Annotated in this window: 25 protein-coding genes; 8 read left to right on the top strand and 17 right to left on the bottom strand. The window is 67.4% G+C overall.

Features of this window, described 5'->3' with window-relative positions; all coding sequences use genetic code 11:
- Positions 1–8: 8 nt before the first annotated feature.
- The 8 genes from kdpB to BN1313_RS11810 all read right to left on the bottom strand — a co-directional run bounded on the left by kdpB (position 9) and on the right by BN1313_RS11810 (position 8606).
- Complete coding sequence (kdpB, locus tag BN1313_RS11835; RefSeq protein WP_245620181.1) at positions 9–2060, bottom strand: potassium-transporting ATPase subunit KdpB; 2052 nt, start codon at positions 2058–2060, stop codon at positions 9–11.
- Positions 2061–2086: 26 nt separating this feature from the next.
- Complete coding sequence (gene kdpA, locus BN1313_RS11830) at positions 2087–3796, bottom strand: potassium-transporting ATPase subunit KdpA (RefSeq protein ID WP_091740805.1); 1710 nt, start codon at positions 3794–3796, stop codon at positions 2087–2089.
- Positions 3796–3882 (bottom strand): potassium-transporting ATPase subunit F, encoded by an 87-nt coding sequence (locus BN1313_RS17120; RefSeq protein ID WP_141653158.1) that lies wholly within the window; start codon positions 3880–3882, stop codon positions 3796–3798. Before BN1313_RS17120 ends, kdpA begins: the two co-directional genes overlap by 1 nt.
- 246 nt (positions 3883–4128) lie before the next feature.
- On the bottom strand, positions 4129–4263 hold the full coding sequence (locus tag BN1313_RS16985; protein WP_281176479.1) for a hypothetical protein: 135 nt from the start codon (positions 4261–4263) through the stop codon (positions 4129–4131).
- Positions 4264–4623: 360 nt separating this feature from the next.
- On the bottom strand, positions 4624–5817 hold the full coding sequence (locus BN1313_RS11825) for an acetate/propionate family kinase (RefSeq protein ID WP_091740802.1): 1194 nt from the start codon (positions 5815–5817) through the stop codon (positions 4624–4626).
- Positions 5814–6773, bottom strand: a complete 960-nt coding sequence (locus tag BN1313_RS11820) for a bifunctional enoyl-CoA hydratase/phosphate acetyltransferase (protein ID WP_091740799.1) — start codon at positions 6771–6773, stop codon at positions 5814–5816. Before BN1313_RS11820 ends, BN1313_RS11825 begins: the two co-directional genes overlap by 4 nt.
- Positions 6774–6784: 11 nt before the next feature.
- Positions 6785–7126: an SDR family oxidoreductase gene (locus BN1313_RS11815; protein WP_091740796.1), complete on the bottom strand. Its 342-nt coding sequence runs from the start codon at positions 7124–7126 to the stop codon at positions 6785–6787.
- A gap of 535 nt (positions 7127–7661) precedes the next feature.
- A complete protein-coding gene (locus tag BN1313_RS11810) occupies positions 7662–8606 on the bottom strand; it encodes an MBL fold metallo-hydrolase (RefSeq protein WP_245620180.1) in 945 nt (314 codons plus the stop codon).
- 82 nt (positions 8607–8688) lie between these two features.
- On the opposite strand from BN1313_RS11810, the gene BN1313_RS11805 reads away from it, so the two are divergent.
- Positions 8689–9462, top strand: a complete 774-nt coding sequence (locus BN1313_RS11805; protein WP_091740789.1) for a sulfite exporter TauE/SafE family protein — start codon at positions 8689–8691, stop codon at positions 9460–9462.
- On the opposite strand, the gene BN1313_RS11800 is transcribed toward BN1313_RS11805, so the two are convergent.
- Together BN1313_RS11800 and cydD are read right to left on the bottom strand one after the other, a co-directional pair.
- Positions 9457–11052: an ATP-binding cassette domain-containing protein gene (locus tag BN1313_RS11800; protein ID WP_091740787.1), complete on the bottom strand. Its 1596-nt coding sequence runs from the start codon at positions 11050–11052 to the stop codon at positions 9457–9459. The two genes, BN1313_RS11805 and BN1313_RS11800, sit on opposite strands and share 6 nt — an antisense overlap.
- Positions 11049–12677, bottom strand: coding sequence for a thiol reductant ABC exporter subunit CydD (gene cydD / locus BN1313_RS11795; RefSeq protein ID WP_091740784.1), 1629 nt, complete (start codon positions 12675–12677; stop codon positions 11049–11051). Before cydD ends, BN1313_RS11800 begins: the two co-directional genes overlap by 4 nt.
- Before the next feature lie 101 nt (positions 12678–12778).
- Between cydD and BN1313_RS11790 the strand changes: the two genes are divergently transcribed.
- The 3 genes from BN1313_RS11790 to cydX are packed head-to-tail and all read left to right on the top strand — an operon-like array spanning position 12779 to position 15633.
- Positions 12779–14341, top strand: a complete 1563-nt coding sequence (locus BN1313_RS11790; protein ID WP_091740763.1) for a cytochrome ubiquinol oxidase subunit I — start codon at positions 12779–12781, stop codon at positions 14339–14341.
- Between the two features lie 11 nt (positions 14342–14352).
- On the top strand, positions 14353–15501 hold the full coding sequence (gene cydB, locus BN1313_RS11785) for a cytochrome d ubiquinol oxidase subunit II (RefSeq protein WP_091740759.1): 1149 nt from the start codon (positions 14353–14355) through the stop codon (positions 15499–15501).
- Between the two features lie 12 nt (positions 15502–15513).
- Positions 15514–15633, top strand: coding sequence for a cytochrome bd-I oxidase subunit CydX (gene cydX / locus BN1313_RS11780; RefSeq protein WP_091740756.1), 120 nt, complete (start codon positions 15514–15516; stop codon positions 15631–15633).
- Positions 15634–15700: 67 nt separating this feature from the next.
- On the opposite strand, the gene BN1313_RS11775 is transcribed toward cydX, so the two are convergent.
- The 7 genes from BN1313_RS11775 to BN1313_RS11745 form a co-directional block, all read right to left on the bottom strand.
- Positions 15701–16057, bottom strand: coding sequence for an ArsR/SmtB family transcription factor (locus tag BN1313_RS11775; protein ID WP_091740753.1), 357 nt, complete (start codon positions 16055–16057; stop codon positions 15701–15703).
- 136 nt (positions 16058–16193) lie between these two features.
- Positions 16194–16409 carry a carboxymuconolactone decarboxylase family protein gene (locus tag BN1313_RS11770; protein WP_245620179.1) on the bottom strand — a complete coding sequence of 72 codons (216 nt, stop codon included), beginning with the start codon at positions 16407–16409 and terminating at the stop codon, positions 16194–16196.
- Positions 16410–16607: 198 nt separating this feature from the next.
- On the bottom strand, positions 16608–17087 hold the full coding sequence (locus BN1313_RS11765) for a Dps family protein (protein ID WP_218054358.1): 480 nt from the start codon (positions 17085–17087) through the stop codon (positions 16608–16610).
- Position 17088: 1 nt separating this feature from the next.
- Positions 17089–20301, bottom strand: a complete 3213-nt coding sequence (locus BN1313_RS11760; protein ID WP_091740750.1) for an efflux RND transporter permease subunit — start codon at positions 20299–20301, stop codon at positions 17089–17091.
- A complete protein-coding gene (locus BN1313_RS11755) occupies positions 20298–21329 on the bottom strand; it encodes an efflux RND transporter periplasmic adaptor subunit (RefSeq protein WP_091740747.1) in 1032 nt (343 codons plus the stop codon). The genes BN1313_RS11760 and BN1313_RS11755 overlap by 4 nt, the downstream gene beginning before the upstream one ends.
- A 35-nt stretch (positions 21330–21364) precedes the next feature.
- Positions 21365–21694, bottom strand: a complete 330-nt coding sequence (locus BN1313_RS11750) for a rhodanese-like domain-containing protein (protein WP_091740744.1) — start codon at positions 21692–21694, stop codon at positions 21365–21367.
- A gap of 12 nt (positions 21695–21706) precedes the next feature.
- On the bottom strand, positions 21707–22027 hold the full coding sequence (locus tag BN1313_RS11745) for an ArsR/SmtB family transcription factor (protein WP_091740739.1): 321 nt from the start codon (positions 22025–22027) through the stop codon (positions 21707–21709).
- Between the two features lie 159 nt (positions 22028–22186).
- Between BN1313_RS11745 and BN1313_RS11740 the strand changes: the two genes are divergently transcribed.
- From BN1313_RS11740 to BN1313_RS11725, 4 genes are read left to right on the top strand one after another with little or no spacing between them, the layout of a single operon-like run.
- A complete protein-coding gene (locus BN1313_RS11740) occupies positions 22187–23467 on the top strand; it encodes an NAD(P)/FAD-dependent oxidoreductase (RefSeq protein ID WP_091740733.1) in 1281 nt (426 codons plus the stop codon).
- 3 nt (positions 23468–23470) lie between these two features.
- On the top strand, positions 23471–23932 hold the full coding sequence (locus BN1313_RS11735; protein WP_091740730.1) for a thioredoxin domain-containing protein: 462 nt from the start codon (positions 23471–23473) through the stop codon (positions 23930–23932).
- A 2-nt stretch (positions 23933–23934) separates the two neighbouring features.
- Complete coding sequence (locus BN1313_RS11730) at positions 23935–24138, top strand: YgaP family membrane protein (protein WP_091740727.1); 204 nt, start codon at positions 23935–23937, stop codon at positions 24136–24138.
- A complete protein-coding gene (locus BN1313_RS11725; RefSeq protein WP_245620178.1) occupies positions 24135–25400 on the top strand; it encodes a TolC family outer membrane protein in 1266 nt (421 codons plus the stop codon). Before BN1313_RS11730 ends, BN1313_RS11725 begins: the two co-directional genes overlap by 4 nt.
- The last annotated feature ends 91 nt before the right edge of the window (positions 25401–25491 follow it).

The raw sequence follows: 25491 nt of genomic DNA, 5'->3' as shown, positions 1-25491 counted from the left end.
GGGAGTCCTCACGCGAGGCCCAGGCCTGAGACGATCAGGTCGATGAGCTTGATGCCGACGAAGGGGGCGATGACGCCGCCGAGGCCATAGATGAGCAGATTGCGCTGCAGGAGCTTGCCGGCCCCGACCGCGCGGTACTTCACGCCCCGAAGGGCGAGCGGGATCAGGGCGATGATTACCAGCGCATTGAAGATCACGGCCGACAGGATGGCGCTTTCCGGACTGGAAAGCCCCATGACGTTCATGGCTCCCAAGGCGGGCAGGGTCGCCACGAACAGAGCCGGGATAATCGCGAAATACTTGGCGACATCGTTGGCGATGGAGAAGGTGGTCAGTGCGCCGCGCGTGATCAGCATCTGTTTGCCGACCTCGACGATCTCGATGACCTTGGTGGGGTCGCTGTCCAGATCGACCATGTTGCCGGCCTCGCGGGCGGCCTGGGCGCCGGTCTGCATGGCCACGCCGACGTCGGACTGAGCGAGGGCCGGGGCGTCGTTGGCGCCGTCTCCGCACATCGCGACCAGGCGGCCCTTGCCCTGTTCTTCGCGGATCAGCCGCAGCTTGTCCTCCGGCGTCGCCTCGGCGAGGAAGTCGTCCACGCCAGCCTCTGAAGCGATGGCGGCGGCGGTGACGGGGTTGTCGCCGGTGATCATCACGGTGCGCAGGCCCATGCGACGGAGGTCGGCGAACCGCGCCTTCACGTTGGGCTTCACCACGTCCTTGAGGTGGATGACGCCGAACAGGACGCCGTTCTCGCTGACCGCCAGCGGCGTGCCGCCGGAACGGGCGATCCGGTCCACCGCGGCGTTGAACTCCGCCGGGGCCTGGCGGGGCTCAAGACCCGATTCTTTCAGCACCGCATCGACGGCGCCCTTGCGCCAGCTATGGCCGCCGGAGTCGAGGCCCGACTGCCGGGTGGTGGCGCTGAACGGAATGACCTTGGCGTCAGCCGGCGTTTCCAGGGTGAGGCCCTGGTTGCGGGCCAGTTCGACGATCGAGCGTCCTTCCGGGGTCTCGTCGCCCAGCGACGCCAGCAGGGTCGCGCGAAGGAGCATGTCGGGCCGAACCCCGCCCACGGGGACGAGTTCGGTGGCCATGCGGTTGCCGAAGGTGATGGTGCCGGTCTTGTCCAGGAGCAGCGTGTCGACGTCGCCGGCCGCCTCGACCGCGCGGCCGGAGGTCGCCAGCACATTGACCTTGAGCAGACGATCCATCCCGGCGATGCCGACGGCTGACAACAGGCCGCCGATCGTGGTGGGGATGAGGCAGATGAACAGCGCGCCCAGGATCATGGGATCAAGCTTCACGCCCGAGTAGGCGCCCAGGCCCAGCAGGGTCACCACCGCGATCAGGAAGATCAGGGTCAGGCCGGCCAGCAGGACGGCGAGCGCGATCTCGTTGGGAGTCTTCCGACGGTCGGCGCCCTCGACCATGGCGATCATCCGGTCGAGGAACGTGGATCCCGCCTCGGAGGTGATGCGAATCTTCAGCCAGTCGGAGACGACCGTGGTGCCGCCGGTCACGGCTGATCGGTCGCCCCCGCTCTCCCGGATGACCGGTGCGCTCTCGCCCGTGATGGCGGCCTCGTTCACGGATGCGACGCCTTCGATGATTTCGCCGTCGGACGGGATGACGTCGCCGGCTTCCACCAGGACGACCTGGCCGACGCCGAGCTCGTGAGCGGGCGTCGGAACGATCGTGCCGGTCCTCTCGTCGATGATGAGCTTCGCCTTGGTCGTAACGCGGGTGGCCCGCAGACTGTCCGCGGCGGCCTTGCCCCGACCTTCAGCGACGCTTTCGGCGAAGTTGGCGAACAGCACGGTGGCCCAAAGCCACATCGAGATCTGCAAGGCGAAGCCCCAGGCGCCATGCTTCTGGAATGCGATCACGGTCGAGATGGTCGCCAGGACGGCGACGATCTCGGTGGCGAAGATCACTGGATTGCCCAGCAGCTTGCGCGGATTGAGCTTTACGAAGGCGTCGCCGGCGGCGCGCCCAAGCATGGCGGCGGAGAAGCCGCCCCCCAGGCCGGCGGTGCGGCCGGGAACGGTTGAGGTCATGGTCATTGCGGTTGCCCGATTCAGGTTCAGTGGGCCGCGATCGTCTGGAGCGCTTGGAAGTGCTCGACGATCGGGCCAAGGGCGAGGGCGGGGAAGAACTGCAGACCGCCCATGATCAGAATCACGCCGATCAACAGGCCGATGAACAACGGTCCGTCCGTGGGGAAGGTGCCGGTGGTGGCGCCCAGCTTCGGCTTCGCCGCCAAGGATCCGGCGATAGCCAGCACCGGCAGGACATAGGCGAAGCGTCCGAGCAGCATCGCGACGCCGAGCGTCGTGTTCCACCAGGGGCTGTTGGCGCTGAGGCCGGCGAAGGCCGACCCATTGTTCCCCGCCGCCGAGGAATAGGCGTAGAGCATCTCGGTCAGGCCGTGGGCGCCGGGGTTGGCCAGGCCCTTGAGCGCCACGGGCAGGACCGCGGCGACGCTGGTGAAGCTGAGGATCGCCAGCGGCAGGACAAGAACCGCCAGCATGGCGTATTTGATCTCGCGGGCCTCGATCTTCTTGCCGAGGTATTCCGGCGTGCGGCCGACCATCAGGCCCGCCACGAAAACCGCGATCAGCGCCATCACCACCATGCCATAGAGGCCTGAACCGACGCCGCCCGGCAGGATCTCGCCGAGTTGGATCAGGAAGAGCGCCATGCCGCCGCCAAGCGGCATGAAGCTGTCATGCATCCCGTTGACCGCGCCATCGGACGCGCCGGTGGTGGCGGCGGCGAACATCGCGGTGGACGCCGCGCCGAAGCGGACTTCCTTGCCTTCCATGTTCACCGAGGTGTCGGCATGGGCGGCGGCCAGGGCCGGCGGAGCTTGGGTCTCCGCGGCGTAGATGACGCCCGCGCCGCAGCTGAGCAGGATGACCATGACGGCGACGATGGCGCGGGCTTCCTTACGGGCCAGGACGGTACGGCCGAAAGCGAAGACGCAGGCGAGGGACAGCGCGTTCATCGCCACGATCTCGATCAGATTGGTGATCGCGTTCGGATTTTCGAAAGGGTGCGCTGAATTGGCGTTGAAGACGCCGCCGCCGTTCGTACCCAATTGCTTGATGGCCTCCTGACTGGCGGCGGGGAAAAGGGCGATGGTCTGCTTTCCGCCCTCGACGGTGTGCGCGACGACATTGGCGTCGAGGCTCTGCGGCAGGCCCAGGGCCATCAGCGCGACGGCGATCAGGAGCGAGAACGGCAGCAAGACGTAGAGGCTGATCCGGGTGAGATCGACCCAGAAGTCGCCCAGCGTCTCCGCACGGTTCGCCACGAAGGCGCGCGCGACGGCGCAGGCGATCGCAATGCCGGCCGCCGCCGACAGGAAGTTATGGGTCGTCAGGCCCGCCATCTGGCTGAAGGTCGAGACCGTGGTTTCCGGCACGTAGGATTGCCAGTTGGTGTTGGAGACGAAGCTGATCGCCGTGTTGAACGCCAGGTCGGGCGACAGCCCTGCGAACCCTTGGGGATTCAGCGGCAACAGATTCTGGAACCGCAGGATCAGGAACAGGGTCACGAAGCTGGCGATGCTGAAGGCCAGGAAGCTGAAGGCGTAGCCCAGCCAAGTTTGCCCCTTGTCAGCCTTCACGCCGGCGGCGCCGTAGAGGAGCCGCTCGACAGGTCTCAAGACCGGGTCAAGCCAGGTCCGTTCGCCAGCCCAAACACGGGCCAGGTAGGCCCCCAGCGGCCACGCGACGGCGATGGTGATAATGATGGTGAGGGCGATCTCCGCCCAGCCCCGGGGATCCATCAGAACTTCTCCGGACGGAGAAGGGCGACCACCATGTAGCCGCCGATGACGAGGGCGCCGAAGCCCCAGATCAGGTTCTCCAGCATCAGATGCGCCTCAGGGCCGCGGCGTAGCCGGCGAAGGCGGTGAGGACGCCGACTCCCAGCGCCAGATAGATTAGATCGAGCATGTCAGCCTCATGATCGCCGTGGGTGAGCCACGGCCAGGCTGCAACGTCCTCCTAATCGTGATCAGGGTTCGAGACGGGCTTCGGGCCGCCGGCATAAGGGAGTCGTAAAGGTCGAGGCTGAGGTCAGCCGGAGACTGGGCTGACCTCGAGGCTTGGCCGCAGCTCATGCGACGACCTTCTGGGCGCAGGTGTCGAACCGGCCGGCGAGGCTGACAACGCCCGGTTCGACCGTGACGCCGGTTTCCGTGGCGTCCAGGCCAGGCTCCCAGTAATTTGGGTGGATTGCTTTGTCGTCCATGGGACGGTCTCCAACGCTCATCCTGCGCCATTCGCGCCCTGCAATGTGGGCTTGGGCGCACCCGTCCACTTGATTGGCGTCAACTCAGCGCACGTAGCGAGGCGGTTGGTTCAGTATTGGCGACGGTCAGATGGCTTGGCGCGCAGATGATCCCCTTGCAGCCCAGGCGCCGGTCGATATCGACCGGCGGGCCCGTCGTCACCCCGGAGGGGCCATCATGGATTTGGACCGATGTTCATCCATGGGCAGCTGAGCGAGGCCTTGAGGCAGGCGGCGCCATTCAGCTTTGAAAGCCTCGGTCTCAGAGGGCCTGCCTGGCCGGTGGGGGGACCGGCGGGCGCGCGGCGGCGAGCCCGAGGCTCACGACCCGCGGGCCCCGGTCACGAAGGTGGCTGTATGATGCGCGATCATGGCTTCTTCGTCGGTCGCCATCACCCACGCCGTGATCCGGCTGGCGTCCGTGCTGATCCGTCCGGCGCCGGCCAGATTGGCGGCTGCATCAAGCTCCAGGCCGGTCCAGCCAAGCCGGGCGGCGATCGCGGCGCGCACCAGCGGCGCGTTCTCGCCTATGCCCGCCGTGAAGATGAATCCGTCAAGGCCGCCTAGGGAGGCCAGCATCGCGCCGACCTCGCGCGCGACCCGAAACGCGAAGAGATCGATCGCCTCTCGGGCGCGGGGGTCAGGGCTGGCCAGCAGATCGCGCATGTCGCTCGAAATCCCGGAGACGCCGAGCAGACCCGACTGTTCGTAGAGCAGGGTTTCGACGGCGTCCGGCGTCATCATGCCCGCGCGCTGCAGATAGAGAAGCACGCCTGGGTCGATGGCGCCGCAGCGCGTGCCCATCATCAAACCGTCCAGGGCGGTGAAGCCCATGGTCGTGTCGATGCTGCGGCCGTCGCGCAGAGCGCAGAGACTCGCGCCGGAGCCGAGATGGGCGACGATGCACCGACCCCCAGCCAGGGCAGGATCGAGGCTGCGAAGCCTTTCGGCGATGAACTCGTAAGACAGCCCGTGGAAGCCGTAGCGGCGCACGCCCCGCTCGTGCCAGATCCGGGGTATGGCGAACCGCGTCACCACGGCCTCATGATCATGATGGAAGGCCGTGTCGAAACAGGCGATCTGAATCGCGCCGGGCCTGAGGGCGCCCACGGCCCGCACCGCCTTGAGGTTGTGCGGCTGGTGCAGCGGCGCGAGCGGAGATAGCTCCTCCAGAGCTGTAAACACCGCAGCGTCGATCAACACCGGCGCTGCGTAGCGCAGGCCGCCATGGACGACCCGATGACCAATGGCCGCGAGCCGGTCCTCTCCCAGATGGACATCAACGAAGGTCAACAGAGGCCCGAGCAGCTCCTCATGGGTCAGAGCTGCGCCGTCGACCCACCTTCGGTCGGCAAGGACGTGGTCGGCCGCATCCCGCGCGATGAGGTGCGGCGCAGTCCCGATACCCTCGATTTTGCCGTGGCAGGTGAGGGAAAGGTCGCATTCGCTCATGCGATAGAGGGCGAATTTCACGCTGGATGATCCGGCGTTCAGGGTGAGGATCGCCTGCGTCATGCCCCAACAACCGGGATCGCCGTCGCCTGGGCGTGAGCCATCAGGACCGCCACCGCGCACGAGCCGATGCGAGCGGTCTCAGAATCGGCGCGGCTGGTCAGGATGATCGGCGCTCGGGCGCCGACCACCACGCCCGCCGCGTCGGCGCCGGCCAGGAACGTCAGCTGCTTCGCCAGCAGGTTACCGGCTACGAGGTCAGGCACGATCAGGATGTCGGCGCAGCCCGCGACCGCAGAGGTGATGTTCTTTTCCGCCGCCGCCTCGGGGCTGATCGCGTTGTCGAAGCCCAGCGGCCCATCGAGCAAGGCGCCAGTGATCTGGCCGCGATCGGCCATCTTGCAGAGGGCCGCCGCATCCAACGTTGACTGCAGTTTGGAGGTTACCGTCTCGACGGCTGACAGGATGGCGACACGCGGCTGAGCGATGCCAAGGATGTGCGCCAGGTCGATCGCGTTCTGGACGATGTCTCGCTTGTCATCGAGCGTAGGTGCGATGTTGATCGCCGCGTCGGTGATCATCAGAGGTCGCGGATACCTGGGCACATCCATGAGATAGACGTGGCTGACCCGCCGCGCCGTGCGCAGGCCGGTATCGGCGGCCAGGACTTCGTGCATCAGCTCATCGGTGTGCAGTGATCCCTTCATCAGGAGGCGAGCCTCGCCGGCGCGGACGAGGCTCACGGCCCGCGCGGCGGCCGCGTGGCTGTGGGGCGTGTTTTCGAGCCTGAATCCCGCGATATCGACGCCCGCGGCGGCGGCCGTGGCGCGAATCTTCGCTTCGGGTCCGATAAGGATGGGTACGATCAAGCCCCTTCGGGCCGCCTGGACCGCGGCCTCCAGGGCTGTGGCGTCACAGGGATGGGCGACGGCCGTCTCGACGGGCGACAGGCCCTTGCAACGCGCGATCAGCGCCTGTCGCCAGCCATGGGTTCGATAGTCCGCGTTGCAGCTATGCATGGGAATTGACCTCAGGTTGCCGGTACAGACGCTAAGGCCAGATACTGGCCGCCGTTCGCGCTCAGCGTCGAGCCCGTGATGAAACCCTGCGCTTCATCGACCAGGAAGGCCACGCCGCGTGCGATCTCCTCGGGACGGCCCAGCCGGCCGACGGGGAATTGCGCCTTGATCGCCTCGAGGATGTCCGGCGCCGCGGGAGCGACCAGCACCGTGATGGCGAGATTCTGCCGGCGGCGCGTCGCGGCTTCATCGTCTCCGCAGTAGGCGCCCGCGACCCGAAGGGCGTCGCTCTTCAAGCGTTCGCAGATCGCTAGGCCTCGGCTCTCACCCGTCACGACGGCTGCGCGGCCCATGTTGTGCTCCCGTTGGCCTCCCGGTCTGACCCGCCTTCATGGGCCCGCCATCGCGACCCCGTCTTGACCTGGCGCAAGTCGGCCGGTTCCGCTGGCCGGGAAAGGTCAACGTTACGCCATCGCCAGCGATGTCTCTGCCGGGGATAACCCGTAGGGTTGACGAGACCTCGACCGAGGCTGTCGGTTTCCAATAGGGCCAACAGCTCCAATGTGGACCAGCGTCGGCTCCGAGATATCCACGACAGCGTCTAGCCCGGCCGCGTCGGCGTCCGCCAGCTGCGCGCCGCGAACCCTCGGCGCTCTCATGATGCGGGGCGTATCGCCCGTGCCGCCGCGGATCAGCCCCTTCGCCAGCACCTTGCCGGTTCGCGCGTCGGAGAGGGTGACCTGAACCCACCCACGTGATCGCCGATGAATTTGGCGTCCTGGGCCTGTGCCCGAACCATCACATGCGTGGGTTCGGCGAGGGCGGGCGGGGCCAGCAGTGCGAGCGAAACGGCGAGAATGAGGGGGAGGGCTTTGATCATCGAACGCATCAAACGGCGTTGAGGGGAATCTTCAAATAGCGAACCCCGTTATCTTCCGGCTCCGGCAGATGGCCGCCGCGCATATTGACCTGGACCGAGGGCAGGATCAGCCGGGGCATGCCCAACGTCCTGTCGCGCGCCTCGCGCAGCGCCACAAAGGCGGCCTCGCTGACCCCGGCATGGACATGGACATTGTCCCGCTTCTCGTCGCCTATCGTTGTCTCCCACGCAAACTCGGCCCGCTCCGGCGCCTTGTAGTCATGGCACAGGAAGACCTGCGTGGCCTCTGGCAAGGCGAGCAGCCGCTGGATTGAGCGATAGAGGGTTGCGGCGTCGCCGCCGGGGAAGTCGCAGCGCGCCGTACCGTAGTCGGGCATGAACAGGGTATCGCCGACAAAGACGGCGGCCCCGATCACATAGGCCATGCAGGCGGGGGTGTGGCCGGGCACGTGGAGGGCCAGCGCACGAAGCCCGCCAATCGCGAAGGCTTCACCGTCGTCAAACAGGTGATCGAACTGGCGACCATCGCGGGCGAAGTCAGAGCCGACGTTGAACAGCGTCCCGAAGGTCTGCTGGACATGGACGATCTCGGCGCCGATCGCCAACTGTCCGCCCAGGGCGGCCTGAAGATAGGGCGCCGCCGAAAGGTGGTCGGCGTGGGCGTGGGTCTCAAGCTGCCACACGACCTCCAGGCCCTCGTCCCGCACATAGGCGATTACGGCATCGGCCGAGCCATGCGACGTCCGGCCCGAAGCGGGGTCATAATCGAGCACGCTATCGATGATCGCGCAGGCCTTGGAGCCCGGGTCTCTCACCACATAGCTGACCGTGAAGGTGGCCTCGTCGAAGAAGGCCTTGACCTGAGGTCGCAAGGTCGGATCGGCGAAGGCCCGCGCGATGACTGCAGATGCGTGGGTCGCGGCGGGATCGGACGAGGCCATTGGGTCGGACATTGTCGAAGTCTCAGGTTGCGCGTAGGGCTAAGAACATATATGCAAATATACGCATATACAAGCCTGATCGGTCTTTGCCGCCATGTCCGCCTTCATGATCGTCTCGGCCCTGATGAGCGGCGCCGTCGTCGGCGCGCTGCTCGGCTTGTTCGGCGGGGGCGGCTCGGTGCTGGCGACGCCGCTCCTGCTCTACGTTGTTGGTATCCGCGATCCGCACGTGGCGATCGGCACCTCGGCCGCCGCCGTGGCGGTCAACGCGGCGATCAACCTCCTGGGCCATGGCCGGGGCGGCCGGGTCAAATGGCCTTGCGCGACAGTGTTCGCCGGCGCGGGCCTGCTCGGCTCGTTCCTGGGCTCTAGCCTGGCCAAGGCGATCGATGGTCAGAGGCTCTTGCTGTTCTTCGCCGCCGCCATGGCGGCCATCGCCCTCTCCATGCTGCGACGGCCCAAGTCCGTGGGCGACCCCGACGTCCACATCAACTTGCCCTTGATGATGAAGCTGGCGCCCTTGGGCGTGCTGACCGGCCTGGCCGCGGGGTTCTTCGGCATCGGCGGCGGCTTTCTGATTGTCCCGGGCCTGATGGCGGCGACCGGAATGACCCTGGCCAATGCAGCGGCCTCGTCGCTGCTGTCGGTGTCCGTGTTCGGCGCGGCGACATCGCTGAACTACGCCGCCTCCGGCCAAGTGAACTGGCCGATCGCCCTCCTCCTCATATTAGGGGGCCTGGGCGGCGGCGCATTGGGTGTCCGCGGGGCGGGACTGCTGGCTGGCCACGTCGTTCTAGGGCGCCGGCTGTTCGCCGGGCTGGTCCTGCTGGTCGCCGCCTATGTGGCGTGGCGCGCGCTTGGCCTATAGGCGGCCCGAGACATCCAGGATGTCGCGACAGAGCGCGAGGGGCGCGGGCCGATGGCTGACAATGATCGCGCCCTGACCCGTGCGCGCTAAACGCCGATCAAGGGCCGCGACAACCTCCGACTCCATGCCTCGGTCGAGACCTTCCGTCGGCTCATCCAGCAACAACCAAGGCGCCTCGCGCAGATAGGCCCGGGCCAGGGAGAGGCGCCGCCGTTCCCCGCCGGAGAGCATTTCACCGCCATCGCCGATCCAGGTCGCCAATCCCTGCGGTAGGCGCCTGACTCGTGCGTCCAGCTGAGCGTCGGCCAGGGCGTCCCATAGGGCAGCGTCATCCGCGCCCGGAGAAGCGAGGCGCAAGTTCTCCGCGACGGTGCCGGTCACAAGGCGCGCATCCTGCGGGGCATAGGCGAACAGCGGTCGCGCCCAGCCCAGCGGCGCGGCCTCGAGAGGCGTCTCCCCGACCCGGAACCGGCCGGCCGGCGCGATGCGGAGGCCGACGAGCGCTTCAAGCGTGCGGGTCTTGCCGGAGCCGGACGGTCCGCTGACGCCAAGCCGACCTCCGGGTCCCAGCAGCCGGCCGTCGATTTCGAACCAAGCCGCTGACGGCGGAGCCCTCGGCGCCCAGCCTTGATTGACCAGCACCGCATCAAGCCGCGCCACCGCCTCGCGATAGGCGCCCTGCTGCTGGGCCGCGCGCAGCAACCCCGCCACACCCTCCATCCCGGCCAGAGCCGCCAGAACAGCGAGCGCTGCGAGTGGAAGGCTGGCCTGGGAGACCAGGCCCGCGACGACCACGAGCGTGACGCCGCTCAACGCAGCCTGCAGCAGCGCCAGCATCGCCTCGGCGTCGCTGCGTTGCTGGCCGGCGATCCCAAGGGCGGCGTCGTGCGCCATCAGGGCGTCGATGGCGCGTGGGGTCAGGGCGAAGCAGTGCAACTCGGGCGCGGCGGCCAGATAGGCCCCCAGACCATCCTTCAGACGGCCGGCGGCCCGCAGTTGGTCGCGTCCGGGCTCGGCCGTGACACGCTGGGCCATCCGTCGACCGATGAAGATCTGCGCCGCCAGGCCAACGAGAAAGGCGAGTGCGGCCCATACCGAGCCAAGGGCGATCACGGCGCAGGCCGACCCAGCCGCCGCGGCGGCGGCCCAGGGCGCCGAGCGCCGCACAAAGACCGTCTCCAGGACGTTGACGTCCTGGACCAAGCGCGCGGACGCCTCGCCGGAGGACAGCGCCAGAGAATTGGCCGGCGGGGCTGCCGCCAGCCCGGCGAAGAGCGCCGGCCGCAAGGCGGCGAGCGCTCGAAAGGCGGCACGATGGCTGAAGAGACGCTCGCCGTAGCGACCCGCCGTTCGCGCAATCGCCAGGCCGCGAAGTGCGGCGCTCGGCAGCAGGTAGTTGAAAGCCCGCACGGCGGTTGCGCCGGCCGACCCCGCAATGGCCGCACCGGCCAGGAACCAGCCGGACAGTCCGAGCAGAAGAGTGGTGGCTGCGGCGGTCGTCACACCGGCGGCAGCGGCGACCACCAGGTCGCCACGGCGCAAACGCACCTGACGGGCCAGGAACTCGCCGATCGGAGAGGGCGCGCTCATGACAGGCGCACGACATGGTCGGCGGCGGCGGCCAGGGTCTCGGAGTGGGTGGCGACGATCACCGTCCGCCCACCTGCCGCTCCCCGGATCATGGCGATGATCTCGGCCTCGGCGACGGCGTCGAGATCGGACGTCGGTTCATCCAGCAGGAGCAGGGGCGCGGGCTTCAGAAGGGCGCGGGCGAGGGCGAGGCGACGACGCTCTCCGCCTGAAAGGCCTGAGCCGCGTTCATCCAAGGGCGTATCTCCCCCCTCGGACCTTCGGGCCAATGCTGGACCAAGGCCGACCGAATTCGCCATGGCCAGCGCCATGTCTTGCGAGACCAAGGGTGAAGCCGCCATCAGGTTGTCGAGCAGCGAGCCGGGGAGGAAGGCGGGCGCCTGGCCGACCCAGGCTGACAGGCCGGTAAACCCTCCAGTGTCAGCTAAACGCGCTCCGCCGACCTCGACGGACCCGGTTTCCAGCGGCGTCAGGCCAAGGATCGCGGCGAGCAACGAAGACTTGCCTGACCCCGTGGGCCCGACGATCGCCGTGATCCGGCCGGCAGGGGCGAGGGCGTCGAGAGGTCCGATGACGAGATCGCCGAAGCGCAGGCTGAGATCGCGCAGTCGGACCTCCGGCGCCGTGTCCGTGATCAGCGCCAGGGTGTTCGGCGTTTCTGGGGGTGGATTGGCGAAGAAGGGGCGAAGGCGTTCAGCAGCGGCCTCGCCCAACTGCTTCTCGTGATAGGCGCCCGCCAGCTTCCGCAAGGGTGCATAGAACTCCGGCGCCAGGGCCAGGGCGAAGAAGGCGCGGCGGAAGTCCAGGGTCTCAGGAACCTTGAACGGCAACAGGCCCAGAAGCGAAAACCCGCAATAGACAGCGACCAGGGCGACGGCCAGGGCGGCGAAGAACTCCAGCGCCGCCGTGGAGATGAAGGCGATCCTCAGTACTCCCAGGGTCCGGGCGCTGACCGCCTCGGCGGCCCGGGCGACCTGGGCGGTCTCCTGCGCTTCGGCCTGGTAGGTCAGGATGACCGGCAGCGCCCGGACCCGATCCACAAAGTGACCCGAGAGCCGCGCCAGGGCCTCGAACTGGCGGGTGGCCTCTGCGCTGGCCGCGCCGCCGGCCAGCGCCATGATCGCCGCGAACGGGACAAGGGTGGCCAGGAGGATGGCGGCGCTGATCGGACTGACCAGCGCCACGGCGACGGCGATCAGCAATGGGCCGACCCGCGCCTCGAGACCGGCGGGCTGGAACTGGGTGAAGTAGCCGTCGACGGCGTCGATCTCATCCACCACGGCTGCTGCCGCTTCTCCTAGCGAGGCGGGGGCGCCACGGCTGCGACCCAGCACCGCACCCAGCGCCTCGCGCCGCATCTGTGTCTTCACCCGCAGGGCGTGTCGCGCGGCCAGACGCGTCGTCGCCCAGGCGGCCAGGGCCCGTAAGGTCAGCGCCGCAGCGAGCCCAAGGATGGCGGGGAGGGCGGCATGGCCGGTCAACGCTCCGGTCAGGCAAAAGGCGAAGGCCGCCGCGCCGACCGCATTGATGAAGGTCAAGGCGAGCAGGGGAGAAGTGGGCGCATGAGCGGCGCGTCCACGTCGCTCCAGGAAGAAACGGCTGGCGGCGGGATCGGCGACGGTCATCGGGCTAAAAATGCATATTTGCGCATCTTAGCATATAGAGATATTGCAACGCGGTCGCATTGGGTGTTGATTGCGGCGAACTGGGAACACGGGTCGAGTCCATGGATGTCGTAGAACTCTCCAGGCTGCAATTCGCCCTGACGGCCATGTACCATTTCCTGTTCGTGCCGCTGACGCTCGGTCTTTCGTTTCTGCTGGTCATCATGGAGAGCATCTATGTCATGACCGGTCGCCCGATCTGGCGGACGATTACCCGGTTCTGGGCGACAATCTTTGGCATCAACTTCGTGCTCGGCGTCGCCACCGGCCTGACCATGGAGTTCGAGTTCGGGACCAACTGGTCCTACTACTCGCACTACGTCGGCGACATCTTCGGCGCGCCGCTGGCCATCGAGGGCCTGATGGCCTTCTTCCTGGAAGCCACCTTTGTCGGCCTGATGTTCTTCGGCTGGGAGAAGCTGTCCAAGCAGGGGCATCTCTTCGTCACCTTCATGGTGGCGCTGGGCTCCAACCTCTCGGCCCTGTGGATCCTGATCGCCAACGGTTGGATGCAGAATCCGGTCGGGGCGGCCTTCAACCCGGACACGATGCGCATGGAGGTGACCAGTTTCCGCGACGTGCTGTTCAATCCCGTCGCCCAGGCCAAGTTCGTCCACACGGTCGCCGCCGGCTACACCATTGCCTCTGTCTTTGTGCTTGGGGTCTCGGCGGTCATGCTGCTGAGCAACAAGTGGCCGCGCGTGGCCAAGCGATCCTTCGCGGTCGCCGCCTCGTTCGGCCTGGCGGCCTCCCTTTCAGTCGTCGTGCTCGGCGACGAGAGCGGTTATGCCCTGACCGACAACCAGAAAATGAAGCTCGCCTCGCTTGAGGCCATGTGGGAGACCGAGCCCGCGCCGGCCGGACTGACGGCCTTCGGCATCCCTGATCTGAAGGGCCGCACCACCCATGCCGAGATCAAGATCCCCTACGTCCTGGGGCTGATCTCCACCCGCAGCCTCGATAAGCCCGTCGCCGGCATCCTGCCCCTGGTGGCGGTGGCGGAGACACGGGTCGAGAGCGGGGTGAAGGCCTATGACGCCCTGGAGCGGCTCAAGGCCAATCCCAGAGATATAGAGGCCCGCGCGGACTTCGAGCTCAATCGCCGCGACCTCGGCTATGGATTACTGCTCAAGCGCTACGTCGCCGACCCGCGCACCGCCGACAAGGCGACCATCCAGAAGGCCGCCTGGGACACCGTGCCCAATGTGCCGGTGATGTTCTGGGCGTTCCGCATCATGGCCGGCATCGGCTTCCTGCAGGTTGCTGTCTTCGCCGCCGCCTTCATCCTCGTCACCCTGCGAAGGTTCGACACTAAGTGGATGCTCTGGACGGCGGTCGCGATAATGCCTCTGCCGTGGATCGCCGCCGAGTCCGGCTGGGTTCTTGCCGAGATCGGCCGCCAACCCTGGGCGGTTGAAGGCGTGCTGCCGACCTTCCTGGGCGTCTCCAGCCTGACGGTCGGCCAGCTCTGGACGACCATCATCGGCTTCACCCTGCTCTACGGGACCTTGGCCGTCGTCGAGGTCGGGCTGATCGTTCGCACCATCAAGCGAGGCCCCTACGCCCACCACGACCAGCCGAACTACGCCGAGGCGGCCCCGATCCGCTTGGCCCCGGCCGAATAAGGATCCTGACCATGCAAATCCCTCTCGACTACGAGACGCTGCGGGTCATCTGGTGGGGCCTGATGGGCGTCCTACTGATCGGGTTCGCCCTGACCGACGGGTTCGACCTTGGCGTGGCCGCGCTGCTGCCCTTTGTCGCCCGCAATGACGGCGAGCGGCGGATGGTGATCAACACCATCAGTGCGACCTGGGAAGGCAACCAGGTGTGGTTCATCCTGGGTGGCGGCGCGATCTTCGCGGCCTGGCCGTTCGTCTACGCCGTCAGTTTCTCGGGCTTTTACTTGGCGATGTTCGCCGTCCTGGCCTCGCTGATCCTGCGCCCTGTTGGCTTCAAATATCGCTCCAAGCGTCCGTCGAAGACCTGGCGCTCGGCCTGGGACTGGGCGCTGTTCGTGGGCGGCTTCGCCCCGACCCTGGTGTTCGGGGTCGCAGTCGGCAACGTGCTGCGGGGCATCCCCTTCCATCTCGATAGCGACCTGCGCGCCACCTACACCGGCACGTTCTTTGGCCTCTTCACCCCCTTCACCCTGGTCTGCGGCCTGCTGTCGGTCGCCATGCTCGTCACCCATGGCGCGGCCTGGCTGACCATCAAGGCCGAGCACGGCGCCGTCCGCGACCGGGCCAGGACCTTCGGCCAGATCGCAGCGCTCGCCGCCATCGTCCTTTTCGCCGTCGGTTACGCCTTCGTCGCCTTTGGCGGACTGGGCTTCCGGATCGATGGCGTCATCGACCCGTCCGGCCCCTCCAATCCGTTGCGCGCGGCGAGTCTCGCCGCACCAGGCGGCTGGCTGACCAACTTCGCCAGCTATCCCTGGATGTGGATCGCGCCGGTGCTGGGCTTCGCTGGCGCCGTGCTGGCCCTGGTCGGCATCCGGGCTGGCAAGGAGGTTCCGGCTTTTGCAGGCTCGTCGCTGTCGGCGCTGGGCATCATCGCCACTGTCGGCCTGTCGATGTTCCCGTTCATCCTGCCGAGCAGCATCGACCCCAAGTCGAGCCTTACGGTGTGGAACGCCTCGTCCAGCCACATGACGCTGTTCATCATGCTCGTAGTCACCGTGATCTTCCTGCCGATCGTGCTCGCCTACACCGCCTGGGCCTACAAGGTGATGTTCGGCCGCTCATCGGTCGGCGCGCTGACCACCAATCCCGACCTCTACTAAGGAGCGACGCGCATGTGGTATTTCACCTGGGTTCTGGGCCTGGGCCTAGCGGTCGCCTTCGGCATCCTCAACGGCATGTGGCACGAGTTTCATCTCGTGGACTTGGGCGACGACGGCCAGGACGACGAGTGAGGGCGGCGGCTAACCGCTGAGAAGCTGGGCTGACCAGACAACTCGGGCTGCGAGGCGATCAGCGAGCCTAGCGCCTGCCCTTCCTGCTCTGATCCGTGAGCTCGCCGCGATAGATGTCGCACAGGGTGTCGAGCACCCGCAGGGCGGCCGGATCGTCCAGCCGATAGAAGATAGTCTGGGCCTCCCGCCGGGTGGCCACCAGGCCCTCGGCCCGCATCTTGGCCAGATGTTGCGACGCGGCCGATTGGGTGAGCTTCGCGTGCTCGGCCAGGACACCGACAGACGCCTCGCCCTCCACCAGACGACAGAGCAGCAGCAATCGTTGTTCGCTAGCCAGGAGTTTCAGCATCCGCGCGGCCGCGTGGGCGCTGTGCTCGAGTTCCGACAAGCCCTCTGAGGGCGACTGGACAAGGGCTTTGGACATCTGCGTATCCTATTATATGCGCACAGAGCATCAAGGGTTCCGGCGACCCGTAAGATTGCCGATGGCCCCCTGGCCTATTTTGCGGCGTCCCTGGCGCTGAACTGGTCGAAGGCTTCAAGCGCCTGGGCGGCGTACATCACGCTAGGGCTGCGCCCATGTAGATCGCCATGCCCATGGTCTCCATCACCTCGTCCCGGGTCGCGCCCTGCTTGACCGCGGCCTCCGCGTGAAAGGCGATACAGCCATCGCAGCGGGTGGCGACCGAAATGCCGAGCGCGATAAGCTCCTTCGTCTTGGCCAAGAACGCCTTGGGCTCCAGCGCGGCGCGCGCCAGTCCGCTGAAGGGCGTCATGGTGTCGGGGCCACCGCCGCGCAGCGGCTTGAGCGCCTGAATTCAGACTTGCAGCCATGTCAGGCCATTCGTGCGTCGCGGTCATCGGCCTTCCTGATGATGTCAGAGGCAGTCGCCGCCTTGATGCGCCCGTCGTCGCGCAGAAGGACGTCGATGCGGGATCACCACGACGCTCGGCCGTCGCATGGTTCCCTCAAATCAAGCTGGATCGAGCAGGCTGCGCAGCATCCAGGCCGTCTTTTCAGACACCTGCATCCGCTGGGTCAACAGATCGCAGGTCGGCTCATCGCTGGCCGACTCGGCGACGGGGAAGATCTGGCGGGCCGTGCGGGTCACCGCCTCGTGGCCCTTGACCAGATTGGCGATCATCTCCCGCGACGGCGGCACGGCCTCTTCCTCGGCGATGCTGGAAAGGCGGGCGAAGGCCGCATAGCTCCCCGGCGCCGGATGGCCGAGGGCTCGAATCCGTTCGGCCACTTCGTCCACCGCCAGGCTCAGCTCTGTGTACTGGGTCATGAACATGGTGTGCAGCGTCTGGAACATCGGACCGGTGACGTTCCAGTGGTAGTTGTGGGTCTTCAAATACAGGGTGTAGGTGTCGGCCAGCAGCCGCGACAGGCCCTCGGCGATGGCCGTCCGCTTTTCGGTCGGAATACCGATGTCGATTTCCATGCTCATGTCAGATTTCCTTAGGGGTTAGCGGACGACCGTCATCGCGCAGGACGATGTAGATGGCGGGTATGACCAGGACGGTCAGCAGGGTCGAAGAAGCCAAGCCAAACAGCAGCGAGATCGCCAGGCCCTGGAAGATCGGGTCGGTCAGAATCACCGCCGCGCCGATCATTGCGGCGGCTGCGGTCAGGACGATGGGCTTGAAGCGGATCGCGCCGGCCTCCAGCAGAACCTCGCGCAGGGCGCGGCCCTCGGTCTGGCTGTGTCGTATGAAGTCCACGAGCAGGATCGAGTTTCGCACGATGATGCCGGCGAGCGCGATGAAGCCGATCATCGAGGTGGCGGTGAACGGCGCGCGGAACAGGATGTGGCCGATGACGATCCCGACCAGGGTTAGAGGAATCGGGGTCAGGATCACCAGCGGCAGGCGGAAGCTTTTGAACTGGGCGACCACCAGCACATAGATGCCCAGGATCGCCACCCCGAAGGCGGCGCCCATGTCGCGGAAGGTCACCCAGGTGATCTCCCATTCGCCATCCCACAGAACCGTAGGCCGGCTCTCGTCGTCCGGTTGGCCATGCATGCGGATGTCGGGTTTCTGACCTGCTGCCCAATCCCCGTCGCGCAGCGCCTTGTCCACCGCCATCATGCCGTAGATGGGCGCTTCATAGACGCCGGCGAGCTCACCCATGATCATGTCCACGTCACGCCCGTCGCGGCGGAAGATGTGGGTCGAGCCGGGTTCGCTGGAGGCCGTGGCGACCTCGCCCAGCGAGACCAGCCGACCGCCGTCCGGGCCTTGCGACACGGCCACCGGCATGGCGGCCAGACCTTCGCCCCAGCTGCGCGCCGATTGCGGCAGGCGAACGGAGATCTCCAGCGGGTCGCGGCCTTCGCCGCGATGAGCGTAACCAACCACCTGGCCGCCCAGGGCGGCGCCGACGGAGTCGTAGACATCGCGGTCGCTGACCTTCAGGGCCTCCAGCCGGTCCCGGTCGGGAACCAGGCGCAGGCCGGGGCGCGGTTGGCCGTAGCTGTCGTCGATGTCGACGATGTAGGGGACCGAATGGAAGGTGGCCTTCACCCGCTCGGCGACGGCGCGGCGGGTCGCCGCATCGGGCCCATAGACCTCGGCCAGAAGGGTCGCCATCACCGGCGGCCCGGGCGGGGCCTCGACCACCTTGATCGCCGCGCCGGCCGGCAAGGCGACCTTGGCCAGCTTCTCGCGCAGATCGAGCGCGATGGCGTGGCTGGAACGATGCCGCTCGCCCTTTTCGGCCAAGGCAACCGACAGGTCGCCCATCTCCGGCTTGTTGCGCAGATAGTAATGGCGGACGAGGCCGTTGAAGTTGAACGGCGAGGCGGTCCCGGCATAGGCGTCGATTGCGACGACTTCTGGCAGGCTGCGAGTGATGATCGCCGCGTCGTCAAGCGCGCGTTGCGTGGCTTCCAGCGAGGTCCCTTCCGGCATGTCGAGTACAACCTGCAGCTCTGACTTGTTGTCGAACGGGAGCAGCTTCACCGTCACGGTCTTGGTGGCGAACATGGCGCAGGCCACCAGCGTGGCGAGGCCTACCCCGATCAGGAAGGTCCAGGCGGACCTTCGCGAGCCGATCACCCGGGTGGCGACCTTGCGGTAGAGCACGCCGAGCGTGCCTTCGTCGTGATGTCCACCGCCGGCCGACAAGGTCTTGCGGGCGAAGCGAACCATCAGCCAGGGCGCGATGACCACGGCGACGAAGAACGAGAAGACCATGGCCGCCGAGGCGTTGACCGGGATCGGGGCCATGTACGGCCCCATCAGGCCGGAGACGAAGAGCATCGGCAGCAGGGCGGTGACCACGGTCAGGGTGGCGACCACGGTCGGGTTGCCGACCTCGGCCACGGCGTCGACCGCCGCATCGATCCGGCTTCGGCCGTCGGCCATCGCCCAGTGCCGGGCGATGTTCTCGATCATGACGATGGCGTCGTCGACCAGGATGCCGATGGAGAAGATCAGGGCGAAGAGACTGACCCGGTTGATCGTGTAGCCCAGAAGGTTCGAGGCGAAGAGGGTCAGCAGTATGGTGGTCGGGATGACCACGGCCGTGACGCCCGCTTCTCGCCAGCCGATGGCGAAGCCGATCAGGACCACAATGGAGAGCGTCGCCAGCCCGAGGTGGAACAAGAGCTCGTTGGCCTTCTCATTGGCGGTCGCGCCATAGTCGCGGGTGGTCGCCACGCTCAGGCTGTCGGGCAAGAGCGAGCCCTTCAGGGCGTCGACCCGGGCCAGGACCGCCTGCGAGACGATGACGGCGTTGGCGCCCTTGCGCTTGGCGATCGCCAGGCTGACGGCCGGCGCCTCGCTCCAGCCCTGGCTGGTGCGGGCATAGCGCCAGGCGCGGGCCTGGTCTTCGCGCGGCCCCTCGATCACCTCGGCGACGTCGCGCACGTAGACGCTTTCGCCCTTAGTGGAAGACAGCGCCAAGAGGCCGATCTGGGTGGCGCTGGCGAGCGTCCGCCCGGCGGTGATATCGACGGCTTGGCCGCCGTTGCGCACCTGCCCAGCCGGGAAGGTGCGGTTGGCCTGGCGGATGGTGTCCATCAGGGCGCCGAGCGATACCCCATGCTGTGCGAGGCGGGCGGGATCGGGCTCGACGCGGATTTCTTGAGGCCGGCCGCCGACGATGAAGGTCAGGCCGACATTGTCGACCTTCGCGACTTCGGTCCGCAGTTTGCCCGCAAGCTCGTAGAGCGCCTGATCGGTCCACTGCCCGGTTGGGCTTGGCTTTGGCGACAGGGTCAAGACCAGGCTGGGAACGTCATTGATTCCGCGCGTCTGGATCAGAGGTTCGGCGATGCCCGCCGGAATGCGGTCGTAGTTGGCGCGGATCTTCTCATGAATGCGCACGGCCGCGGCGTCCGGGTCCGTCCCGACATCGAAGCGGGCGGTGACCATGACCTGGTTATCGTCGGCGAAGGTGTAAACGTGCTCGACGCCGGTCACGCTCTTGACGATCGTCTCCAGCGGCTTGCCGACCAGCTCGACGGCATCCGGCGCCCGTAGGCCCGGCGCCGCGACCATGATGTCGACCATGGGCACGCTGATCTGCGGCTCTTCCTCGCGGGGGATCGAGACCAGGGCTAGCAGTCCCACGGCGATCGCCGCCAGTAGGAACAGCGGTGTCAGGGGCGAGCGGATCGTCGCCTTGGTCAGTCGTCCGGAGAGGCCGAGGTTCATCGAGCTGGTCCGGCGGGGGTAAGAACGTCCCCGACGCGCAGGCCGGACAGAACTTCGACCGTGTCCGCGGCAGGGCCGGCCGTGGTCTGGACGGGGGTCTCGGAGACCGTGTTGTCCGCGCGGACGAGCCGCGCGTAGTCGATGCCGAACCGGGTGACGATATAGCGACGCGGCACGATGAGGGCGGGGCGAGACCCGACCTTGATCTGGGCGCGCACGCGCCGGCCGATCAGGTCCTGCGGCAGGCCGGGCGCGGAGACGTCGGCGGTGACCTGGCCGCCGGTCACGGACGGATAGACCTGGGTGATCGTCCCTTGTGCGGCTAGGCCGCGCAGGTCCTCGGCCGCCAGTTGGACGACATCGCCAGCCTTCAGCGCGCGTGCCTGGCCTTCGGGCAATTCGATACGCACAACCATTGGCCCGGCGGTGATCTGGGCCAGGGCCTGGCCCGGCATCACCACGGAGCCAACCGGCACGTCGGCGGTCAGAACGCGGCCGGCGGCGGGCGCCAGAATCGCCCCCTGGGCGCCAAGCTCGGCGCTGGCGCCGCGCTGGGCGCGGGTCGCCCCGAGATTGGCGTTGGCGGCCTTGGCCTGGGCCTCGACCTGGTCGAGGCGGGCTTGGGCATAGACCCCGTGGGAGAAAAGATCGCGGGTGCGCGACAGGTCGGCGTTGGCGCGAGCAGCTTCAGCCGCCGCGGCCGTGACCTGGGCGTCGAAGGCCCCAGTCTGCAGGGCGAGGCGGTCGTCCTTCACACGGCCGATGACCTGGCCCTGATGGACCATGTCGCCTTCCTTTACGGCGAGGCTGACCAGCACGCCGGAAATCCGCGCGCGGGCCTCGGCCATGTCGCGGGTGGTGAGCGTCGCCGGGACGGGCTTCAGCTCGGCGATCGTCTGGTTTTGGACCGTCAGGCGTCCAGCCGCCGGCGCGGTCTGCTGGGTAGGGGCCGGGGGCTTCGCCTCCCCGCAGGCCCCCAGCAGTAGCGCCGCGCCCAGGGCGCTGATCAGATACGGCCGTGACGCCATGGTTCGCCCTCCCGGTTTGCGCTTGATACTGTCGGTTAGCCGGTGACTGTCGGCAGTCCGGCGGCCTTCCAGGCCGCGAGCCCGCCGGCCAGATGCATCTCAACGGCCTGATTGGCCTTGCGGCACCTGTCGATGGCCATGGCCGATCGCTTGCCGCCGGCGCACTGCAGGACAACCGCTTTACCCGCCGCGGCGGGCAGGGCGGCCGGATCGAAGGTCGACAGGGGAATGTTGAGCGCCCCGGCGATCTTCTCGGCGGCGAATTCGTCCGGTTCGCGCACGTCAATCAGTAGGATTTCACGGGCGTCGAGGGCAGCCTTCACCTGTTGCGGGGTAAGGTCCTTGGTCTTGGGGGCGCCGAACATGGGGGAAGCTCCTTAAGGGTGGGCGCGGTCGGGAATCGCGCAGAACAAGCGGGACAGGGTCTCGATCAGGGCGCGGGCCTGACCGCTTTGCAGGCCGTAGTAGATGGTCTGGCCGTCGCGTCGTGCGGCGACGACGCCGTCGCGGCGCAACAGGCCCAGGTGCTGCGAGGCCAGGGTTTCGCGCACGCCAAGCATCTGGGCGAGCGCGCCCACCGACTGCTCACCGTCGATCAGGGTGCAGACGATCATCAGCCGATGCGGGTTCGCCAGCGCCTTCAGAAGGGCGCAGGCGTCACCGGCGGAAGGCATCATGGCGGCGGCATCTACTTTCATAGTTGCGCATATGCGCGGTTTACAATATTGGGTCAAGCAGGATGAGCTTCACTCTTAAGGCCGCGAACCCGGCCCGGCCGTGATCCGCATCAAAGCGCCTCTGGAAAAAGGGGCGGACATTCGCCGCTGGCGAAAGCCGGCTACTGGAGGAGACGGACTATGGCCAAGCCCCGCATTGTCATCCTGGGAGCCGGACTGGGCGGCGCCATCGCCGCCTTCGAAATCAAGGACGCCGTCGGCGACAAGGCGGAAGTGAGCGTGGTGTCGCAAGGCGACACCTTCCACTTCGTCCCGTCCAACCCTTGGGTCGCGGTTCACTGGCGCAAGCGCGACGCCATCGAGGTCAAGCTGCCGCCGGTGTTCAAGAAGCGAGGGGTCGCCTTCACCGGCGTCGGCGCCAAGACGGTCTCACCCGCCAAGAGCCAGCTGGACCTCAACGACGGCACGACCATCGACTACGATTACCTGGTCATCGCCACCGGCCCTGACCTAGCCTTCGACGAAATCCCGGGCCTCGGGCCGCATGGCGGTTTCACCCAATCGGTCTGCCACGTCGATCACGCCGAGACTGCGGCCGCCGCCTTCGACAAGTTTGTCGAGAACCCCGGTCCGATCGTCGTCGGCGCCGTGCAGGGCGCCTCGTGCTTCGGCCCGGCCTACGAGTTCGCGATGATCCTCGACACGGAACTGCGGCGCCGGAAAATCCGCGACAAGGTCCCGATGACCTTCATCACTTCGGAGCCTTATGTCGGGCACCTCGGGCTCGACGGCGTGGGCGACACCAAGGGTCTGCTCGAGAGCGAGATGCGCGAGCGCCACATCAAGTGGGTGACCAACGCCAAGGTCGCATCTGTCGAAGCGGGTGTTATGCACGTCGAGGAGATCGCCGACGACGGTTCGGTAAAGCAGACCCACGATCTGCCTTTCGCCTATTCGATGATGCTGCCGGCGTTCCGCGGCGTCGCCGCCGTCCGTGGGATCGAAGGCCTGACCAATCCGCGCGGCTTCATCGTCATCGACAAGCACCAGCGCAATCCAACCTTCCCGAACGTCTTTGGCCTCGGCGTCTGCGTCGCCATCGCCCCCACCGGCAAGACGCCCGTCCCGGTCGGCGTACCCAAGACCGGCTTCATGATCGAGAGCATGGTCACGGCCATCGCCCACAACATGGCTGAGATCATCGACGGCAAGGATCCGACCCACGAAGCGACCTGGAACGCCTTCTGCCTGGCCGATTTTGGCGACGGCGGCGTGGCCTTCATCGCCCAGCCGCAGATCCCGCCGCGCAACGTCAACTGGTCGGCCAGCGGCGGCTGGGTCCACCTGGCCAAGGTCGGGTTCGAGAAATACTTCATCGGCAAGATCAAGAGCGGCGTGAGCGAGCCCTTCTACGAGAAGCTGGCCTTGGAAGTGATGGGCCTGCGGAAGATCAAGGGCTGAGCCATGCGCCAGTTCGTCTGCCCGGCCTGCGGCGCCGTCAATCGAGCGCCGGACGCCAAGGACCCGCTCTCGGCCAAGTGTGGCCGCTGCGGCGAGCCCCTGTTCAACGGCCATCCGGCGGCAGTCGACGCCAAGTCTTTGGCCGTGCATCGCGCATCCACCAAGGGTGCGGCGGTGCTGGTCGATGTCTGGGCGGCGTGGTGCGGCCCTTGCCGCGCCATGGCGCCGAATTTCGCCGCCGCAGCCCAGATGCTCGAGCCCGATGTCCGGCTTCTGAAGCTCGACTCCGAAGCCGATCCCCAAGCGTCGGCCGAGCTGAGGATCTCTGGCATCCCGGCCCTCCTGCTCTTCCGTGACGGCCAGGAGATCGCGCGGACGGCCGGCTTAATGAGCACCCAACAAATCGTCGCCTGGACGCGCCAGGCACTCACCCAGGCTCATGCCAGGGCGTCACAAGGAAGTTGATCATGACTGTCGATCGTATGGTTCTGGTCTTTGCCGGCTGCGTCGTGCTGCTGGGCGTTGCGCTCGCCCACTACGTCAATCCCTTGTGGATCGCTCTGACCGTCTTCGCCGGGCTCAACATGATCCAGGCCGCCTTCACCGGCTTCTGCCCGGCGGCCAAGATCTTCAAGAAGCTCGGGATCAAGCCGGGAGTCGCATTCCGTTGAGCTCAATCCGCGCGCTGCTGGCCCTCGGTCTGGCGGCGGCCTTGGCCGCGCCGCAGAGCGCCTTCGCCCTGACGCTGGAGGAAGCGATCGCGCTGGCTCAACGCTCCAATCCCGCGCTCGCCCAATCCGCGGCGCAGACGGACGCAGCCGAGGCGCGCCTGGCCCAGGCCCAGGCCGGGAGACTGCCGGCCCTGACCCTCTCGGGTCAGGCCGGGCAGGGGACGACGGATCTCGGCGGCTTCTTCGGCTTCGGCCGCGCCGACGTTTCGCCGCGTGTCGCCGCCCTGGAACTGCGCCAGCCGCTGTTCACCGGCGGGGCGGTCAGCGCCGCCATCGATCGCGCCCGCCAGGGACGGGACGCCGCCATCGCCCAGGCTGGCGGCGCCAAGGCGCTGCTCGCGGCCCAGGCGGCGGAAGCCTATGTCGCCGTCCTCGCCGCGCGGGAGATCCTGGCCTTGAACGAAGCCCAGGTCCGACAGATGCGCGAGATCGCAGACCAGGCCCAATTACGCTTCAAGGGCGGCGAGACCCCTCGCACCGATCTGGCTCAAGCGCAGGCCCGACTGGCCGAGGCCCGCGCCGGTCTTGCCCGGGCCAGCGGCGATGTCGCCCGCACCCGCGCGCACTTTGTCACCGTCTTCGGGGTGGAGCCGGACAATCTGGAATCCCTCCCTGCGCCGCCACCCATTCCGAGGTCCCTCGACGCCGCCATGGCCACGGCCCTGCGGACCAGCCCGGCGCTTGTCGCCGCCCAGGCCCAGGCGCGCGCCGCCGACGCGGGCGTGCGCTACGCCCAAGCCGATCGGCTTCCGAGCCTCGCCTTGACCGCAACGGCCAGCAGCGCGCGCGATCAGTTCTTCCCTGGCTATCGTGCCGACGGCGTGACGGTCGGCGTCCAGGGTCACTGGACCCTCTTCGCCGGCGGCCTGATCAACGGCAAGATCAACGAGGCCCGCGCCGGCGCGCGTGGCGCTCAGTCAGGGGTCGATAGCGCCCGCGCCCGGGTCCGCGAGGCCGTCACGGGCGCCTGGGAAGATGTGCAAACCTCCCGTGCGCTTGTGGCCGCCGCCGACGACCAGGGCGCTGCGGCGGCCAGCGCGCTCGACAGCGTGCGCCACGAAGTCCGGGTCGGACAAAAGCCGACCCTCGACTTGCTCGACGCCGAACGCGAGGCGCTGGCCGCGCAGAGCGCGGGCGTCGTCGCGCGGGGGGGAGCCGTCGCCGCAGCCTACCGCCTGAACGCACTTTTGCGCGGCGAGTGAGCCGACCCTTCAGGACGGGACGGCGGCTGCCTGGCCGGCGAGGGCGGCCTCACGAGAGGTGACCAAACCTAGCCGAATTGCGATCGATCAA

Origin of the sequence: Phenylobacterium immobile (ATCC 35973), from assembly GCF_001375595.1 — a bacterium.
GTDB classification, from domain to species: Bacteria; Pseudomonadota; Alphaproteobacteria; order Caulobacterales; family Caulobacteraceae; genus Phenylobacterium; species Phenylobacterium immobile.
Note: the sequence above shows the minus strand (reverse complement) of the source record. Positions and strands in the feature narration are given on the sequence as shown.

Excerpts from the sequence above, each read along its gene's own strand:
- BN1313_RS11815 (WP_091740796.1), bottom strand. The coding sequence starts at position 7,126 with ATGGGCCGCGCAGCCGTCGTGACGGGTGAGAGCCGAGGCCTAGCGATC.
- BN1313_RS11810 (WP_245620180.1), bottom strand. The coding sequence starts at position 8,606 with ATGTCCGACCCAATGGCCTCGTCCGATCCCGCCGCGACCCACGCATCT.
- BN1313_RS11800 (WP_091740787.1), bottom strand. The coding sequence starts at position 11,052 with ATGAGCGCGCCCTCTCCGATCGGCGAGTTCCTGGCCCGTCAGGTGCGT.
- cydD (WP_091740784.1), bottom strand. The coding sequence starts at position 12,677 with ATGACCGTCGCCGATCCCGCCGCCAGCCGTTTCTTCCTGGAGCGACGT.
- BN1313_RS11805 (WP_091740789.1), top strand. The coding sequence starts at position 8,689 with ATGTCCGCCTTCATGATCGTCTCGGCCCTGATGAGCGGCGCCGTCGTC.
- kdpA (WP_091740805.1), bottom strand. The coding sequence starts at position 3,796 with ATGGATCCCCGGGGCTGGGCGGAGATCGCCCTCACCATCATTATCACC.
- BN1313_RS11750 (WP_091740744.1), bottom strand. The coding sequence starts at position 21,694 with ATGTTCGGCGCCCCCAAGACCAAGGACCTTACCCCGCAACAGGTGAAG.
- cydX (WP_091740756.1), top strand. The coding sequence starts at position 15,514 with ATGTGGTATTTCACCTGGGTTCTGGGCCTGGGCCTAGCGGTCGCCTTC.
- BN1313_RS11775 (WP_091740753.1), bottom strand. The coding sequence starts at position 16,057 with ATGTCCAAAGCCCTTGTCCAGTCGCCCTCAGAGGGCTTGTCGGAACTC.
- BN1313_RS16985 (WP_281176479.1), bottom strand. The coding sequence starts at position 4,263 with ATGGACGACAAAGCAATCCACCCAAATTACTGGGAGCCTGGCCTGGAC.
- BN1313_RS11745 (WP_091740739.1), bottom strand. The coding sequence starts at position 22,027 with ATGAAAGTAGATGCCGCCGCCATGATGCCTTCCGCCGGTGACGCCTGC.
- BN1313_RS11755 (WP_091740747.1), bottom strand. The coding sequence starts at position 21,329 with ATGGCGTCACGGCCGTATCTGATCAGCGCCCTGGGCGCGGCGCTACTG.
- BN1313_RS11820 (WP_091740799.1), bottom strand. The coding sequence starts at position 6,773 with ATGCATAGCTGCAACGCGGACTATCGAACCCATGGCTGGCGACAGGCG.
- BN1313_RS11740 (WP_091740733.1), top strand. The coding sequence starts at position 22,187 with ATGGCCAAGCCCCGCATTGTCATCCTGGGAGCCGGACTGGGCGGCGCC.
- BN1313_RS11735 (WP_091740730.1), top strand. The coding sequence starts at position 23,471 with ATGCGCCAGTTCGTCTGCCCGGCCTGCGGCGCCGTCAATCGAGCGCCG.
- BN1313_RS11765 (WP_218054358.1), bottom strand. The coding sequence starts at position 17,087 with ATGAGCATGGAAATCGACATCGGTATTCCGACCGAAAAGCGGACGGCC.
- BN1313_RS11760 (WP_091740750.1), bottom strand. The coding sequence starts at position 20,301 with ATGAACCTCGGCCTCTCCGGACGACTGACCAAGGCGACGATCCGCTCG.
- BN1313_RS17120 (WP_141653158.1), bottom strand. The coding sequence starts at position 3,882 with ATGCTGGAGAACCTGATCTGGGGCTTCGGCGCCCTCGTCATCGGCGGC.
- kdpB (WP_245620181.1), bottom strand. The coding sequence starts at position 2,060 with ATGACCTCAACCGTTCCCGGCCGCACCGCCGGCCTGGGGGGCGGCTTC.
- BN1313_RS11730 (WP_091740727.1), top strand. The coding sequence starts at position 23,935 with ATGACTGTCGATCGTATGGTTCTGGTCTTTGCCGGCTGCGTCGTGCTG.
- BN1313_RS11825 (WP_091740802.1), bottom strand. The coding sequence starts at position 5,817 with ATGACGCAGGCGATCCTCACCCTGAACGCCGGATCATCCAGCGTGAAA.
- BN1313_RS11790 (WP_091740763.1), top strand. The coding sequence starts at position 12,779 with ATGGATGTCGTAGAACTCTCCAGGCTGCAATTCGCCCTGACGGCCATG.
- cydB (WP_091740759.1), top strand. The coding sequence starts at position 14,353 with ATGCAAATCCCTCTCGACTACGAGACGCTGCGGGTCATCTGGTGGGGC.
- BN1313_RS11770 (WP_245620179.1), bottom strand. The coding sequence starts at position 16,409 with ATGACGCCCTTCAGCGGACTGGCGCGCGCCGCGCTGGAGCCCAAGGCG.